The sequence below is a fragment of the Arthrobacter sp. 05L428 genome, assembly GCF_056397665.1.
Map to the genome: position 1 here is coordinate 1 of NZ_JBFTNW010000010.1, position 14703 is coordinate 14703.

Annotated in this window: 16 protein-coding genes; 4 read left to right on the plus strand and 12 right to left on the minus strand. The window is 68.5% G+C overall.

All coding sequences use genetic code 11. The features are described 5' to 3' along the window. Nucleotides 1-1325, minus strand: a 1325-nt coding sequence (locus AC1DH3_RS15275) for a DUF222 domain-containing protein (protein ID WP_476909688.1), incomplete at its 3' end; no start/stop codon positions are given. A gap of 313 nt (nucleotides 1326-1638) precedes the next feature. On the opposite strand from AC1DH3_RS15275, the gene AC1DH3_RS15280 reads away from it, so the two are divergent. After that, complete coding sequence (locus AC1DH3_RS15280; protein ID WP_476909733.1) at nucleotides 1639-2220, plus strand: NUDIX domain-containing protein; 582 nt, start codon at nucleotides 1639-1641, stop codon at nucleotides 2218-2220. Nucleotides 2221-2358: 138 nt separating this feature from the next. Here AC1DH3_RS15280 and AC1DH3_RS15285 read toward each other — a convergent pair whose 3' ends face one another. The 4 genes from AC1DH3_RS15285 to truB all read right to left on the minus strand — a co-directional run bounded on the left by AC1DH3_RS15285 (nucleotide 2359) and on the right by truB (nucleotide 4922). Continuing rightward, nucleotides 2359-2739, minus strand: coding sequence for a MarR family winged helix-turn-helix transcriptional regulator (locus AC1DH3_RS15285; protein WP_441419367.1), 381 nt, complete (start codon nucleotides 2737-2739; stop codon nucleotides 2359-2361). Between the two features lie 320 nt (nucleotides 2740-3059). Continuing rightward, complete coding sequence (locus AC1DH3_RS15290; protein ID WP_476909689.1) at nucleotides 3060-3551, minus strand: hypothetical protein; 492 nt, start codon at nucleotides 3549-3551, stop codon at nucleotides 3060-3062. Nucleotides 3552-3573: 22 nt separating this feature from the next. Continuing rightward, the gene (locus AC1DH3_RS15295; RefSeq protein ID WP_476909690.1) at nucleotides 3574-3927 is read right to left on the minus strand and encodes a hypothetical protein; all 354 of its coding nucleotides are present in this window, start codon (nucleotides 3925-3927) and stop codon (nucleotides 3574-3576) included. 2 nt (nucleotides 3928-3929) lie between these two features. After that, nucleotides 3930-4922, minus strand: a complete 993-nt coding sequence (gene truB, locus AC1DH3_RS15300) for a tRNA pseudouridine(55) synthase TruB (protein ID WP_476909691.1) — start codon at nucleotides 4920-4922, stop codon at nucleotides 3930-3932. An 81-nt stretch (nucleotides 4923-5003) separates the two neighbouring features. Between truB and AC1DH3_RS15305 the strand changes: the two genes are divergently transcribed. Together AC1DH3_RS15305 and AC1DH3_RS15310 are read left to right on the plus strand one after the other, a co-directional pair. Further along, entirely contained in the window at nucleotides 5004-6167 is a 1164-nt protein-coding gene (locus AC1DH3_RS15305) for a pyridoxal phosphate-dependent aminotransferase (RefSeq protein ID WP_476909692.1), read from the plus strand. A 94-nt stretch (nucleotides 6168-6261) separates the two neighbouring features. Further along, on the plus strand, nucleotides 6262-6459 hold the full coding sequence (locus AC1DH3_RS15310; protein ID WP_175323187.1) for a hypothetical protein: 198 nt from the start codon (nucleotides 6262-6264) through the stop codon (nucleotides 6457-6459). 38 nt (nucleotides 6460-6497) lie between these two features. Here AC1DH3_RS15310 and AC1DH3_RS15315 read toward each other — a convergent pair whose 3' ends face one another. The 7 genes from AC1DH3_RS15315 to AC1DH3_RS15345 all read right to left on the minus strand — a co-directional run bounded on the left by AC1DH3_RS15315 (nucleotide 6498) and on the right by AC1DH3_RS15345 (nucleotide 13387). Then, the gene (locus AC1DH3_RS15315; RefSeq protein ID WP_476909693.1) at nucleotides 6498-6845 is read right to left on the minus strand and encodes a CU044_2847 family protein; all 348 of its coding nucleotides are present in this window, start codon (nucleotides 6843-6845) and stop codon (nucleotides 6498-6500) included. Further along, complete coding sequence (gene trxA, locus AC1DH3_RS15320; RefSeq protein ID WP_476909694.1) at nucleotides 6842-7291, minus strand: thioredoxin; 450 nt, start codon at nucleotides 7289-7291, stop codon at nucleotides 6842-6844. Before trxA ends, AC1DH3_RS15315 begins: the two co-directional genes overlap by 4 nt. 154 nt (nucleotides 7292-7445) lie before the next feature. After that, the gene (gene rbfA, locus AC1DH3_RS15325) at nucleotides 7446-7955 is read right to left on the minus strand and encodes a 30S ribosome-binding factor RbfA (RefSeq protein ID WP_476893556.1); all 510 of its coding nucleotides are present in this window, start codon (nucleotides 7953-7955) and stop codon (nucleotides 7446-7448) included. Nucleotides 7956-8216: 261 nt separating this feature from the next. After that, on the minus strand, nucleotides 8217-11093 hold the full coding sequence (gene infB, locus AC1DH3_RS15330; protein ID WP_441419359.1) for a translation initiation factor IF-2: 2877 nt from the start codon (nucleotides 11091-11093) through the stop codon (nucleotides 8217-8219). Nucleotides 11094-11245: 152 nt separating this feature from the next. Next, the gene (locus tag AC1DH3_RS15335) at nucleotides 11246-11587 is read right to left on the minus strand and encodes a YlxR family protein (RefSeq protein ID WP_441419358.1); all 342 of its coding nucleotides are present in this window, start codon (nucleotides 11585-11587) and stop codon (nucleotides 11246-11248) included. A 205-nt stretch (nucleotides 11588-11792) separates the two neighbouring features. Continuing rightward, nucleotides 11793-12773, minus strand: a complete 981-nt coding sequence (gene nusA / locus AC1DH3_RS15340) for a transcription termination factor NusA (RefSeq protein WP_476909695.1) — start codon at nucleotides 12771-12773, stop codon at nucleotides 11793-11795. Next, nucleotides 12773-13387 (minus strand): ribosome maturation factor RimP, encoded by a 615-nt coding sequence (locus tag AC1DH3_RS15345; RefSeq protein ID WP_441419357.1) that lies wholly within the window; start codon nucleotides 13385-13387, stop codon nucleotides 12773-12775. The genes nusA and AC1DH3_RS15345 overlap by 1 nt, the downstream gene beginning before the upstream one ends. 105 nt (nucleotides 13388-13492) lie before the next feature. Between AC1DH3_RS15345 and AC1DH3_RS15350 the strand changes: the two genes are divergently transcribed. Continuing rightward, on the plus strand, nucleotides 13493-14611 hold the full coding sequence (locus AC1DH3_RS15350; protein ID WP_476909696.1) for a ferritin-like domain-containing protein: 1119 nt from the start codon (nucleotides 13493-13495) through the stop codon (nucleotides 14609-14611). Nucleotides 14612-14703 lie beyond the last annotated feature (92 nt).

The following is a 14703-nucleotide window of genomic DNA, read 5'->3' on the forward strand; positions in this document are numbered from 1 at the left end:
ATGGCTTTGCGGAGGTGGGGCGGGAAGATCCGGCTGGTGCGGCCGATGTCCAGGATCCGGCCCTGGGCTCCGAGCAGGACGGGGATGATGTCCGCGTCGCAGGCGATTTTGCGGATGGTCGCGGCGGTGACGGGGCCGGTGAAGGCCAGCGTCCCGGTGCCGGTGAACCCGAGCGATCCCGCCCCGGGGCCGTGTCCGGTGGCTCCGACCCGGCCGAACTGGCCCGGTCCGGTGGTTCCGGCCCGCTCGAACTGGCCGGTGGCGCTGACCTGGCCGGCCCCGTCGGCGGCCGTGCCGGTGTCTCGTTGGAGGCGTTCGAGGAGGTCGCGGTAATCGATGGTGACCATGACCTGGGGCCGGAGCCCTCCGGTGGCGGGCAGTGCGCCGGAAGCCAGGGCCACTTTGCAGGCGCCGACCAGGCCGTCGAGGGATTTCTGCGGCCTCGACCGCCGGTCGAGCAGTGTTTCTTCGGTGCCCGCCACGCCGCCGGCCGCGCTGCCGGGTTCGCTGCCCGCGCTCCCGGTTGCCGCATCATCGGGAGCCTCGGTGCCGGTGCGGGGGTTGGTGGCGGTGTTCATCACGGTCAGCAGGTGTTCGAACTGTTCGGTCGTGGCGAAGATTTCCAGATGTTGCAGGCCGTGGCGGGGTTTCCGGAGGAACGCGCCCTGTAACTGGCGCAGGACCTCCTCGGAGGGTTCGGCGCCGTCCTGGTCGATCGCGTCCGTCCAGCGCCTCGCGACCCGGGCCAGGAAATCCGGGTCGTGCTCCACTGCGGTCCGGGTCAGGGCATGTTCCATCCGGGCGGCCGTCTCCGCATCGCACAGCGGCCGCACCCGGGCCAGGGCGAGGGTGATGATGGTCGCGGACCGCGACGGGACCGTACCGGCGGCCACGGCGTCGGCGAGTTCCTCGCGCAGGGGCGGGAGCGGCTGGCCGGTGATCCCGGTCCGCGGCAACACGTCCCCGGCCAGGGCCAGCCGGCGGTGGGCCTCGACGGCGGTGATCTGGAGCCGGTCCCGCAGGAACTCGCCGGTCTTGCGGTAGCCGTCATCGAGGACCGGGGCGTTCTCGGCGGCAGCCTCCTTGCGGGTCCGGTTCACCGCCCCGGCAGCAACAACCTGCAGGTATTCCAAGGCCCGGGCAGCCTCTTCGACCCCGGCGGCGAACTCCACGGCCTCACCGAACCCGAACAGCGCCGCATCCCCGGCCGCCGTCGCGGTCAACTCCCGTAGCTGTCCCAGAACGCTACGCAGTGACCGACCCCGGCGGACATCATCGCCCGGCCAGCCGGCCGGCCGAGCAATGAGGGCTGCACTGGTTCCCATGAATCAATTCTGCCGTGGACCTACGACATTATTGCCCGCACCGGAACAGCCGTCGCCCTCTTAGGACGGGGGCGGCAGCGGCGCGGAACCTGCACGGGACCGGCCACGGAAAACCCCCGGACATCACCACCCGGCCGCCTGGAGCAAAGGCGACCGCGGCACTGATTCCCATGGACCAATCCAAGCAGGAGGGTAGGACACATTTTGAAACAGCTCACACGCGGCCCGGATCCGCCAGACGGCGGCATGACAGACTAGCCGGATGGACAGCTCAGTCTCCCCGCAGCCAGCCCAACAGGACCCCGCTGAAGATCTGTCGGCCGCAAGCGCAAAGCCGGAAGAGCAGGAAACGCCCCCGCGCAACCCGTACCTCGAGCCCCGCCGGCCGCTCGGACCGCGGGACCCCGGCGATGCCTGGGTGGAAGGCGAACACGGCCGCTTCTGGGGCCGCTTCGGCTCCGCGGGACTGCTCGTCCATGATGCTGCGAAGGGTGTGCTGCTGCAGCACCGCGCCACCTGGAGCGACCAGGGCGGAACGTGGGGACTTCCCGGCGGCGCCCTGCATCAGGGTGAGGACGCCGTCAACGGCGCGCTCAGGGAGGCCAACGAGGAGGCCGCGGTACCGCCCGAATCCGTCCGCGTGCTGTTCACCTCGGTGTTCGACGTCGGGTACTGGTCCTACACGACCGTGGCCGCCCAGGTCGTCGAGCCCTTCGAACCGGCCATTAGCGACCCGGAAAGCCTTGAATTGCAGTGGGTCAGCCTTGAGGGTGTGGACGACAAAGAGCTTCACCCGGGCTTTGCGGCCGCGTGGCCCGCGCTGCGTCGCAGGCTTCAGGCTCCCCGCGAAGATGACCGACGCGATAGTGACGGAGCCGGCACGTCAGGCACGTAACGCCAGCGACGACGACGGCGGCGCCACGTGGCGCTAAGGCCAGCGGCTCCGCCGTCGAACGGACGCCTGGGCCGTGCAGCTGGCCAGTAAGACTCTCATCCAATCACAGCGGGGTGTCCCCGCAGGAAAGAGCAGCGCTCAGTACCGGCCCGGGACCTCGAAGGCGGCCAGTATCCTGGCAAGATCCTGCTGCAGCGTGGTCCAGCCCTCCAGGTCCTCGGGAAGCGCGTCGCGCTCGATCCGATGCGCAGTCGCCAGCGCGGCGATACCCGACGTCGTCAGGGCCACAGAGAACTGCCTGCGGTCGCGCTGGTCCCTGGTTCGGGTGACGAGGCCGGACTCTTCGAGCCGGCCGAGCACCTTCCCCAAGGACTGGCTCTGGACCGCGATCCGGCGCGCCAGCTGCTCCTGGTTCAACGGCCCCCCGGCCAAACCCTGGAGGGCTATCACGGCGGCGTGCGACAGGCCCAGCGCCGCCAGGGCCTGGTCCTTGCGCCGCTCTACCACCCGTGCGGCCATGGATAAGAGCTGATCCGTCCGCCACCTCTTAGTGGCCGGATTATTGTCCGCGCTCTCGCTCATCCGCGGCACCCGGACCGGCGCCCTTTGCCTGCTCTTTTCGGTTCCCATGTTGCTCGGGGAACGGCGTTCACAATGCTCATGATGCCTCCCTCGCTCCGGTGGACAAACTTAAGGTGCGCGGCTATCACACGCCGCACTCCGGTTCTACCATAAGCATGCTTACTATGTATTTGGCAAGTCTGCTTACTATTCGGCGCCGCCGGGGCACGGCAAGTAGCCCCATGTCGGGGGCTCGATCGGTGGGGCGGGAAGCCGGGTCAGGCCTGCTTGGGCGCCGGGCGGCGGCGGTAAAGCCAGACGAGGCCAAGGATCGGCAGCAGCAGCGGGATGAAGCCGTAGCCGCGGCCAAACAAGGACCAAACCGTCTCGTGCGGGAAGTTGACCGCGTCGAAAAGGCTGAGCGCTCCGACCACCAAGACCCCGATCAGCTCGACCAGGACGGCGGTCACGGACACCTTGAACCAGGTCCGACCGGCCTTCGCGAGGGACACGGTCGCCACGATGTAGACGACGGCGGCGAAGGCGGACAGCAGGTAGGCTAGCGGCGCCTCGGAGAACTTGGTGAGGATCTGGTACCCGGCCCGGGCGGTTGCCGAGAGCGCGAACACCGCATAGACAGCAATCAGCAGCCGGCCCGGTCCGGTGTTGCGGGTATCCTTCGACGCCGGGCGGGCGGTCCCGGCGGCGGTTTCGCTCGGCTGCCCGGCGGTGGTCCCGGCGTCGCCGCCCGTGTGCTGTGAAGCCGTCATGTTCTTCTTTGCCTCTTCCACGTCAGTACCAGATCTGGTTCATTCGGGCCGCCATCACCAGCGCGGTGACGCCGACAGCCGCCAGCACGAAATTGCTCCACCGGGTGCGTTCCAGGATGGCCCAGTACACCGCGCCGACCGGGAGCAACAGCGCTGTGACCAAGTAGCCCCAAAACTCCCAGGGCTCCCCCGCGATGTGCTCCCCCGACGCGACCCGGACAATCGAACCCACCAGATAGACCAGCAGGGACAGTTCGACGGCCGCCACCGAGAGGATTGTCGCATCGTTCGGGGCCTTCTTCAGGATGCCGGCACCGACGCAAAGGAGGGTGGAGAGCAGCCCTACCACCAGGATGATGTAGAAATACGCGTCCACGGCTAGCCCGCCGGCTCTGCGGAGGAAGGCGTCACGGAGGAAGGCGCGGAGGAAGGCGTCACGGAGGCAGTCTTCCCGGCGGCCGGTTTTTCATTGTCCGGCGCGAAGACCAGCACGGGCTTGGCATAACTTCCGGCGTCGGCCAGCAGCGCCACGAGTGAGCCGTCCGGCGCGAACGCGGCCGCGGGCTTCTCCGGCGTTGCGGCATCCGGCGTGCCGGCAGCGGCACCCGCCGCGATCCTGCGGCCGAAGGACAGTTCCGTGGTTTCTTCCGCCGTGAGCTCCCGGTTGGGCATGAGCGCCCGGGCTGCCTGAGACATCTCCAGGACGTCCAATTCCTCGGCCAGCTGCTCCAGGGTGCGCGCCTGCTCCAGGCTGTAGGGGCCAACCTGGGTCCGGCGCAGGGCGGTGAGGTGGCCTCCAACACCGAGGGCCTCGCCGAGATCCCGGGCGAGGGCACGAATGTACGTGCCGGAGGAACACTCCACGGTCACGTCCAAGTCCAGGGCTTCGCCGTCTTGCGTGCGGCGGAGTTCGTGGATGTCGAAGCGGTAGATCGTCACAGGCCGTGCGGCGAGCTTCACATCTTCCCCGGAACGGACGCGGGCGTAGGCACGCTCACCGTTGACCTTGATGGCACTGACACTGCTGGGAACCTGCTGGATCTCGCCGGTCAGGGCGGCGACGCCGGCCCGGATGCCTTCCTCGGTGACCGCGGCGGCACTGCGGGTTGCGGTGACCTCGCCTTCGGCGTCGTCCGTGACAGTCGACTCGCCAAGGCGGATGGTGGCGGTGTAGGTCTTGGAGGTGCCCACGATGTAGGTCAGCAGGCGGGTCGCCTTGTTGATGCCGAGCACCAGCACCCCGGTTGCCATGGGGTCCAGGGTTCCGGCGTGACCCACCTTTCGGGTACCGGCGATCCGCCGCATCCGTCCAACCACGTCGTGGCTGGTCCAGCCTTGCGGCTTATCCACTATTACCAGTCCAGAAAGCACGCCTCCCAGTATATCCGCGCCGGGACGGCCCCCGGCGCGGACGCCCGGGCCTGGCAGCCGGCCACGGCTAGGATGGCAGACATGCCCGAGCTTGCAGCCCACGTCCGCGACGTTCCCGTCAACCAGATCCGCGAAATCACCGAGGCCGCATGGCACACGCCCGGCGCGATCGTGCTGAGCATCGGCGAGCCGGGCTTTGCCCTCCCCCGGCACATCCTCGAGGCCGGGATGGCCTGCCTGGACCGTGACGAGACCAACTACACCCCCAATGCCGGCATTCCGGCGCTGCGGGAAGCCTTCGCAGCCAGATTCCGCGAGCACAATGCGACGCCGGTCGGCGCCGAACGGGTGTACGTCGTCGACGGCGCGCAGCAGGGCCTGCACTTTGCCATGACCTTGCTGCTCTCCCCCGGCGACGAAATCCTGATCCCCAATCCGGGTTACCCGACCTTTGCGATGACGGCCAGCCTGCTGCATGCCGTCCCGATCGGATACCCGCTCTACCCGGACCACGACTTCCAGCCGCGGATCGAAGACATCGAAGCGCTGATCACGCCGCGGACCAAGGTCCTGATCCTCAATTCCCCGTCCAACCCGCTCGGGGCGGTGCTGGGCGAGGAACTCACCCGCAGCCTGGTGGAGCTGGCCCGGCGGCACGATCTCTGGATCATCTCGGACGAGTGCTACGAGGCCTTCACCTATGACGTACCGCACATCAGCCCGGCCCGCTTCGACAGCGACGTTCCCGGCGAGGCCAGGGTGTTCACCTCCCTGACCCTGTCCAAGACCTACGGGCTTACGGGGCTGCGCATCGGTGCGCTGATCTGCCCGCCGGGGATCGAGCAGCAGATGAACAACGTGATGGAGGCGATCGTTTCCTGCGTCGCGTCGCCCTCGCAGTATGCCGCGCTGGCAGCCCTGACCGGCCCGCAGGACTACGTCAGCCACGCCCACGCGCACTACCGGGCCAATCGGGACGCCGCCTCCGCCGTGCTGGAGTCCAAGGGCATCCCGTTCCTCACCGCGCAGGGCGCCTTCTACCTCTGGGCCGACGTCTCGCACGTCAGCGGCGGAGACGTACGGGCCTGGGTGCGCCGCTTCCTCGTGGACTCGGGAGTGTCCTTCGCCCCGGGCACCGCGTTCGGCTCCATCGGCGAAGGCTGGATCCGGATTGCCCTGTGCGGCAGCCAGGCGGAGCTTGTGGAAGGCCTGGGCCGGCTTCCTGCCCGCGACCGGGCCGTCTAGTCCTACCGCCCGGGCGCGCCAGGCAGTAGCCTGACCAAACGCGGGTGCGGGCGGATTCACGGCGGGTGCGCGGCTGGCCCGGGAGGAGGACCTCATGTGGTGGCAGGACTTGTTGTGGGGCATCTGGAACGGGCTCACGGCCTGGATTGTGCTGATTGCCCACGTCTTCGGGGCCTGGCGCGAGTTCCCCTTCTACAACATGGGGCGGGCCGGCAACTGGTATGACTTCGGCTTCCTGCTGGGGATGGGCTCCCCGCTGCTGGGCGGCCTGGGCGCCCGGCGGCGGCGCTGAGGCAGCGACGCCGGCCGATCCGGATCAGGGTTACCGGCTCAAAGCCGGATTTCGTCTTCCGGCAACGGCAGCGGCGCCTGCGCCGCCGTGAAGGACATCTTGACAATGAAGTGCCCCTCGGAGCAGTTCCTCGCGATGATGGCCCCCGCTTCCCCGGCCAGCTTCACCCCGAATTGAAGTTCCAGATGTTCGGGAGCGAGCTCCCTCATCACGTCGGCAGCGGCCCTGGCTGCCGGCCGCACCGCGGCAAGGGCGTCTTCAAGCCGCCGGCCGGCGTCGAGGATACCGAGTTCGTTGCGCGCCGGCCGTTCGACGCCGAAGCTGCCTTCCTCGACCTCCACCAGCACCGTTCCCGACCCGACCTCGTAGCGCAGGATTTCAGTCATTGCTTGCTCCCTTCGGGCCGGGCTGCCAGCGCACCGTCCAGCCAACTGCGCAGGGCAGCAGCCGGCGGGGCTCCCGCCTGCCGTGCCACGACCTTGCCGTTGGCGATCACCAGCATGGTGGGAATCGCCTGCACATCGAAGCGCCGGGAAAGCTCCGGAGACTTGTCCACATCCACCTTGACGAGTTTGACCCGGCCGGCCCGTTCCTGCGCCAGTTTGTCCAGTACCGGGCTGACCATCCGGCATGGGCCGCACCACGCCGCCCAGAAGTCCACCAGGGCGGGCACCGGGGACCGCTCCGCGACGGCGGCAAAGTCTGCGTCGCCGGCCTCGACAATCCACGGCAGGTCCCGGCGGCACTTGCCGCAGCGCGGGTGCCCGGCCGCAGCGGCCGGTATGCGGTTGGTCGTGCCGCACTGGGGGCACTTGAGGAGCGTCGTCGTCACGGCCGGTCGCCGCCGTTCCACTTGCCCGCAGTCATGCCTCCATGGGACGCTCGGGCCGGGACCGGGCATAGAGTCCAAAGTCCTCCGGAGCCCCGGCGGACACAGAACTGGCCGGGCCCGTTTCCGGGTCCGGCCAGTTCTGGCGGTGCTGGGGTTACTTGTTGCTGTCCTCGTCGACGTCGCCGTCGGCGGTGAGGTCAGTGTCCTCTTCGTCGAAGTCGTCTTCGTCGAGCTCGACGTCCTCCGGAATGTCGCTCTTGTACGGATCGGCGTCGCCGGCGTGCTTGGCGCTGGCGGCCAGGGCCGCAACCTCGGCGTCGCGCTTCTTGGCCTCGCGCAGCAGTTCCTCAAGGTTCGAGGCCACCACGGGGATCTGGTCGGCCACGAATTCCAGCGTCGGCGTCAATCGGACGGTGATGTTGCGGCCGACTTCCTGGCGCAGCACACCCTTGGCCTTCTCCAGGCCCTTGGCCGCGTCGGCCTGGGCCACCTCGTCGCCGAAGACGGTGTAGTAGACGGTCGCGTGCTGCAGATCATTGGTCACACGCGCGTCGGTTACTGTCACGCCTTCCAACCGGGGATCCTTCACCCTCCGGCCCAAAGCCTCAGCGACGACAACCTTAATCCGCTGCGCCAACTTGGCAGCCCGTGCGGGATCAGCCATTTCCACTCCTAAAAAATTTGGATGTACGACGACGCCGAAACGAATGCCGCACATTGGTGAGTTTGGTGCCACGCGCCTAAGTCAAGCCTACGACGGACTCCCGTTAGATTTTTTCCGGCGGCCTGGGAGTGGCATCGGGCCTGCCGGAGCTGGGCGGCCGACGTCGTCAGACGTTGGCCGCCCAGCGCAGGGGCGGGGCCGCCGGAAAGAATCCAACGGCCCCGCACCTGTTACTGCTGACTCGCCATCAGGCGGACCGACTTAGACGCGCGGCTTTTCGCGCATCTCGAAGGTCTCGATGATGTCACCTTCGTTGATGTCGTTGTACGAGCCAAGGCCGATACCACACTCGAAGTCCGTGCGGACCTCGGTTGCGTCGTCCTTGAAGCGCTTGAGCGTCTCAACGGTGAGGTTGTCGCCGATGATCTTGCCGTCGCGGGTGATGCGGGCCTTCGCGTTGCGCCGGATGACACCGGAGCGGACGATCGAGCCTGCAATGTTGCCGAACTTGGAAGAACGGAACACTTCGCGGACCTCGGCGGTACCAAGCTGGACCTCTTCGTACTCCGGCTTGAGCATGCCCTTGAGGGCTGCTTCGATGTCATCGATTGCTGCGTAGATGACGGAGTAGAAGCGCATGTCCACGCCTTCGCGGTCTGCCAGTTCGGCAACACGCTCGGCGGGCTTGACGTTGAAGCCGATGATGACGGCGGAGTCGACCGTTGCCAGGTTGACGTCGTTCTGCGTGATCGCACCGACACCGCGGTGGATAACGCGGAGCTGGACACCTTCGCCGACATCGATCTTGAGCAGCGCGTCTTCGAGGGCTTCAACCGCACCGGACACGTCACCCTTGAGGATGAGGTTGAGGGTGTCGATCTTGCCTTCGGCGACGGCCTGGTCGAAGTCTTCCAGGCTGATGCGCTTGCGGCGCTTGGCCAGGGCGGCGTTGCGGTCTGCGGCTTCACGCTTCTCGGCGATCTGGCGGGCGGTGCGCTCGTCAGCGGTCACGAAGAAGGTGTCACCGGCGCGCGGGACGTTGGACAGACCCAGCACCTGAACGGGGCGGGACGGGCCGGCCTCGGTCAGCGCGCTGCCGTCGTCGTCGAACATGGCGCGGACGCGGCCGTGGGCCGTGCCTGCCACGATCGTGTCGCCGACGTGCAGCGTACCGGACTGGACCAGGACGGTAGCGACCGCACCGCGGCCCTTGTCCAGGTTGGCTTCGATCGCGATACCGCGGGCGTCCTTGTTCGGGTTGGCGCGCATGTCGAGGGCGGCGTCCGCGGTGAGCAGGACTGCCTCGAGCAGCTCGTCGATGTTGAGGTTCTGGCGGGCAGAGACCTCAACGAACATGGTGTCGCCACCGTACTCTTCCGGAACCAGGCCGTACTCGGTCAGCTGGCCGCGGACCTTTTCCGGGTTGGCGCCTTCCTTGTCGATCTTGTTCACGGCCACGACGATCGGCACGTTGGCCGCCTGGGCGTGGTTGAGCGCTTCGATGGTCTGCGGCATAACGCCGTCGTCCGCTGCCACCACGAGGATGGCAATATCGGTGACCTTCGCACCACGGGCACGCATGGCGGTGAACGCCTCGTGGCCCGGAGTATCGATGAAGGTGATCTTGCGATCGGTGCCCTCGTGGTTGTGCGTGACCTGGTACGCACCGATGTGCTGCGTGATGCCGCCGTGCTCGCCCGCCATAACGTCGGACTTGCGGATGGCATCGAGCAGCCGGGTCTTACCGTGGTCAACGTGGCCCATGACGGTAACTACCGGCGGACGAGCCTCGAGCTCCTCGTCGCCTTCGGCTTCCAGCTCCGCTTCGAAGTCAATGTCGAAGCCGGAGAGCAGCTCGCGCTCCTCGTCCTCCGGCGAGACGACCTGGAGCTTGTAGCCAAGCTCCTCGCCCAGCAGGGCGAAGGTTTCCTCGTCCAGCGACTGCGTGGCCGTGGCCATTTCGCCGAGGTGGAACAGGACCGTCACCAGTGCGGCGGGGTTTGCCTCGATCTTGTCGGCGAAGTCCGTGATGGACGAGCCGCGGCGGAGCCGGACAATGGTGTTGCCGTCGCCGCGGGGTACGCTCACGCCACCCAGCGACGGGGCACTCATCTGCTCGAGCTCCTGGCGCTTGGCACGCTTCGACTTGCGCTGCTTGCCGCGGCCTGCACCGCCCTTACCGAAGGCACCCTGGGTGCCACCGCGACCGCGGCCACCCTTGCCGAAGCCACCGCCGGCCGGAGCGCCGCCGCCGGCACCGGGAGCACCGGTTCCGGGAGCGCCACCCGGGCGGCCCGGACCACGGCCGCCGCCGCCGGGACGGCCGGCACCAGCGGGTGCGGGACGTTCGGTGCGGTTAGGCATCATGCCCGGAGTCGGACGGTTTCCGCCGGCTCCGGGACGGGCGCCGGGAGCGCCGGCCGGACGCGGAGCGCCCGGACGTGCACCGGCAGCGCCGGCCGGACGGGGTGCGCCCGGACGGGGACCACCAGCGCCTGCTGCGGGACGGGGGCCGCCGGGGCGTTCGCCCTCGGTGCGGCTTCCGCCCGGACGCGGCATGCCCTGGGAAGGAGCGAACGGGTTATTGCCCGGACGGGAGGTGCGTTCGTTGTCGCCGCCGCGGCCGCGGGGCATGCCCTGGGACGTGGCGAACGGGTTGTTGCCGGGACGGGGTCCGCCCGGACGCGGCGCCGAGCCGCCCTGGCGTGCCGGAGCAGCCGGGGTTTCGGCCTTCGGTGCCGGACGTGCGCCGGGCTTGGCGCCGGAGGACGGAGCCGCCGGGGCCTCGGCAGCCGGAGCGGCGGCGGGTGCCGCTGCTGCGGGCGCCTCGGCCGGAGCAGAGGGAGCCGACGGAGCCGGGGCTTCAGTCTTGGTTTCGGCGGCCTTCGGCGCGGCCGGAGCCGGCGCGGGCGCCGGTCGTGTCGCTGCGGGGCTGGCCTTGGGGGCGGACGCGGGCGCTTCGGACTTCGGAGCGGCAGGCGCGTCGGGGTAGGCGTTGCGGAGTTTCCGCACAACGGGGGCCTCAATGGTGGAAGAGGCGGAGCGAACGAATTCGCCCAGTTCCTGCAGTTTGGTTACTGCATCTTTGGAAGTAATACCGAGCTCTTTTGCAAGCTCATGTACGCGGACCTTGGCCACATTTCTCCTGTCTCGGTCCGCACCGAGCCAGGCACGAACCGTCTACTTCTTACTGCGGGCCTCCGCCGCGATTGCAGCTGAAAGGCCCATTGCAGAGCGCAACAAAGTTGTCATCGTTGCGCACTCATCGCTGGGAACTCATCGGGTTTCCATCAGTTTTCTGACCCGCTTTCAGGTTGGACGGTTGTTGCTGCGGCCACCGGGGTGTCCACTGCTTGCGTGCCTGCCATGATCCGGCGTTCGACGTCGGCGGTTCCGGCAGCGCCATTGAGGGCGCGTCCGAACGCTCGACGTTTGACCGCCAGTGCCAGGCACTTTTCGCTGGGGTGCAGCCATGCACCCCGGCCAGCCATCCGGCGTCGTTCATCCACCACGACAGCGGATGAACCGCTGGCGTCGGCGACGAGCCGGACTAACTCCGACCGCAGACCCTTCTTCCGGCACCCGATGCAGGTGCGCTGCGGCTGATTCCCGAGGTGTTGCACTTCTGCCACTACGAGTATCTTCCTGCCAGTACGCATCTGCCGGCCCCCGGCTCCCGGTCGGAAAACCGGTCGCGTCGAAGGCACGCGGACACCGGCCGTTAGGCGCGGTCATGTCTATTCTAGCCCCTCCGGCCCCCGTCGCCCGAAATGGGGGCTACGCGGGAACCCCGGAGGGGCCACGGGTGCGGTGCCGCGGGACGGCCCCGGTCCGGTGCTATTTGTCGCGGTTCTCCGCGGCGTCGGAGACGATGTCGATCCGCCATCCGGTGAGCTTGGCGGCCAGGCGTGCATTCTGGCCTTCCTTGCCGATGGCCAGGGAGAGCTGGTATTCCGGGACGACCACGCGGGCGGACCGGGTGGCCTCATCCGTGATGGTGACCGAATTCACCCGTGACGGCGAGAGCGCGCTGGCGATGAACGAGGCGGGATCGTCGCTGTAGTCGACGATGTCGATCTTTTCGTCGTTCAGTTCAGTCATCACGGCCCGGACGCGCGAACCCATTTCGCCGATGCAGGCACCCTTGGCGTTGATGCCGGGGGTGTTGGCCTTCACCGCGATCTTGGTGCGGTGGCCGGCCTCGCGGGCCAGCGCGACGATCTCGACCGAGCGGTCCGCGATCTCCGGGACCTCCAGCTCGAACAACTTCCGGACCAGCCCGGGGTGGGACCGGGACAGCGTGATCGAGGGGCCCTTGGTACCGCGGTGCACGTCGATCACGAAAGCGCGGAGCCGGTTGCCGTGGGTGTACTTCTCGCCTGGAACCTGCTCGGGCGGCGGCAGCAGCGCCTCCACCGTTCCGAGGTTGACCTGGATCATGTGCGGGTTGTTGCCCTGCTGGATGGTGCCCGCGACGAGTTCGCCCTCGCGGCCCTTGAACTGGCCCAGCACGTTGTCGTCCTCGGCGTCGCGAAGGCGCTGCAGGATGATCTGCCGCGCGGTGCTTGCCGCGATGCGGCCGAAGCCGGCCGGGGTGTCCTCGAACTCGCCGATCGGCGCGCCGTCGTCGTCGATTTCGGTGGCCCAGATCGTCACGTGGCCGCTCTTGCGGTCCAGCTCTGCACGGGCCTTCTCGAAGGCCCCCGGGGTCTTGTGGTAGGCCACCAGCAGGGCCTGCTCGATGGTCGGAATCAGGAGATCCAGCGGGATTTCGCGCTCACGCTCCAGGAGTCTCAGTGCGCTCATGTCAATATCCATTAGGCCTCCTCGGAAGGTCCATTGTCGTTCTCCAGACCGGCCTCTTCGAGGTGGCTGAACTCTATCTCGACTTTTCCACTACGGATCCTGTCGAAAGGAAGTTTGACGGGTTCGCCCTGCTTGGGCTTCATCCCCTTTTTGACGGCCAGCTCCGGAACCAAGGTCACGCCGCCGTCGTCGACGGACTGGATGCGGCCGGTGACGTTGTCGCCCTGGATCACGTTGACCGTGACGAGCCGTCCGCGGGCGCGGTACCAGTGCCGTTCCTCGGTGAGCGGCCGCCCGACACCGGGCGAGGAGACCTCAAGGTCGTAGGGGCGCGAGTCGGTGCTCGGATCGTTGTCCAGGATGTCCGAGAGGGTCTTCGAAATCTCGGCGATGACGTCAAGACTGACGCCGCCGGTCTCCTCCTGCGGCAGGTCCACCACCACGTGGACCACCCGGTTGGCGCCGGCAATGTGGATGGAAACGTCCTCCAGGTACAGCCGGTTTGCCAGGACTGCAGGCTCGAGGAGCGCGTACAGGCGCTCGGCCTCCAGATTGTGAGCGGGTGCGGCTTCAGCCTTCCCCGTCCCGGTCCGGTCTGTCGAAGTCGTGGCTTCTGCGTTGGTCATGATGCCGCCCGCCTCCCGCTAGATGATGTTGTGTCTACTAGCGTAGCGATATTCCCGGCGACGTGGTGCACCCACTTCCCGGCCGGCATGACAACATGGTCTGTTGTGAAAGACGACAGCAGGGAAGAACGACGGCGGCTCCGGGTTCCCCGGCACCTTCCCCGGCTGGCCCTCCTCGTCTGCCTCGCCCTCGTGGTGGTGAGCCTGGGTATCGCGTTTAGGCCCGGAAATCCGCCGAAACCACCGGAACCGCCCTTCTCGGAGCAGGCGCGGGCCGCCGCCCTGGCCGATACCCTGCAGTTGCGGACCGCCGGCGAGCAGCTCGGCGCCGCCCCCACCGGCACCGGCCGCCCCGCCGCGCCGGCTGCCGCCCGGGCCGCCCTCACGCGGACTGTGAGTTTGCTGACAACCCAGGCCCGCGCACTGCTGCGCACAGGCCAGGCGCCGGCTGCCGCGCCGGCAACGGCGGTTACTTCTGCGGCGGCTTCTGCAGCCCCCGCCGACGCCGCCAGGCTCGCCGCGGACCTCGCAAAGAGCGGACGGCAGCGGCTCAGCGATGCAGCCGCGGCCGACGGCGGGATGGCCCGACTGCTGGCTGCTGTCGGGACCGCTCAGCTGCTTCAGTCCTCCGCCCTCGCCGCCGCGGCCGGCGCTCCCGACCCTGCTGGCTCGGTGCCCGCCCCGGGGGCGGCCGCACTGGAAGCGGCCCCCGCCGGATCCTGCTCCGCTGCGACGGCGTCGCCCTCGGCCGCGCCCGCCAGCAGCCCCGGAGCCGCAGCCGGGAACGCCGGGCTGCCGGGCGCCCTGGCAGCCCTGGTCAGCACCGAGCTGGAGACCGTTTACGGCTACCAGGTGGCACTGACCCGCTTGAACGGTGCAGCGGCCAGGTCGGCCGCCGATCAGCTCGCGCGGCACGAAGCGCTGGTCTCCGGGGCGGAATCCCTGAGCCGGTCGCAGTGTGCCCCAATCCCTCCACGGGAACCCGGCTACGCCCTGGACCCGTCGTTCCTGGCTTCGCCGGGGCCCGGACTGGCCGCGCTGGAGGCCGCCACGTTGCCCGCCTACGGGGATCTCGTGGCCCTCAGCGACGGCGAGACCCGGAAGTGGGCCGTCGCGGGGCTGCTGGGCGCTGCGCGCCGCGCCGCCCTCTGGGGCGCGGACCCGGGAGCGGTGCCGGGGCTGGGCGCGGATCCGGCGTCGTTCCCCTCCCTGCCCGCGGGCTGAGGCTGGCCGCGGACGTGTCCGCGTCAAGGCGTCCCGGGCCGGTTCTCCCCCGGACGACCAAGGTCCTGCTTACCTTGCTTAGCCTTCCAATA

Bases quoted from the DNA above. Each gene is read 5' to 3' on its own strand.
- AC1DH3_RS15285 (WP_441419367.1), bottom strand. From the start codon at position 2,739: ATGGCCGCACGGGTGGTAGAGCGGCGCAAGGACCAGGCCCTGGCGGCG.
- AC1DH3_RS15290 (WP_476909689.1), bottom strand. From the start codon at position 3,551: ATGACGGCTTCACAGCACACGGGCGGCGACGCCGGGACCACCGCCGGG.
- AC1DH3_RS15305 (WP_476909692.1), top strand. From the start codon at position 5,004: ATGCCCGAGCTTGCAGCCCACGTCCGCGACGTTCCCGTCAACCAGATC.
- AC1DH3_RS15310 (WP_175323187.1), top strand. From the start codon at position 6,262: ATGTGGTGGCAGGACTTGTTGTGGGGCATCTGGAACGGGCTCACGGCC.
- AC1DH3_RS15315 (WP_476909693.1), bottom strand. From the start codon at position 6,845: ATGACTGAAATCCTGCGCTACGAGGTCGGGTCGGGAACGGTGCTGGTG.
- rbfA (WP_476893556.1), bottom strand. From the start codon at position 7,955: ATGGCTGATCCCGCACGGGCTGCCAAGTTGGCGCAGCGGATTAAGGTT.
- nusA (WP_476909695.1), bottom strand. From the start codon at position 12,773: ATGGATATTGACATGAGCGCACTGAGACTCCTGGAGCGTGAGCGCGAA.
- AC1DH3_RS15345 (WP_441419357.1), bottom strand. From the start codon at position 13,387: ATGACCAACGCAGAAGCCACGACTTCGACAGACCGGACCGGGACGGGG.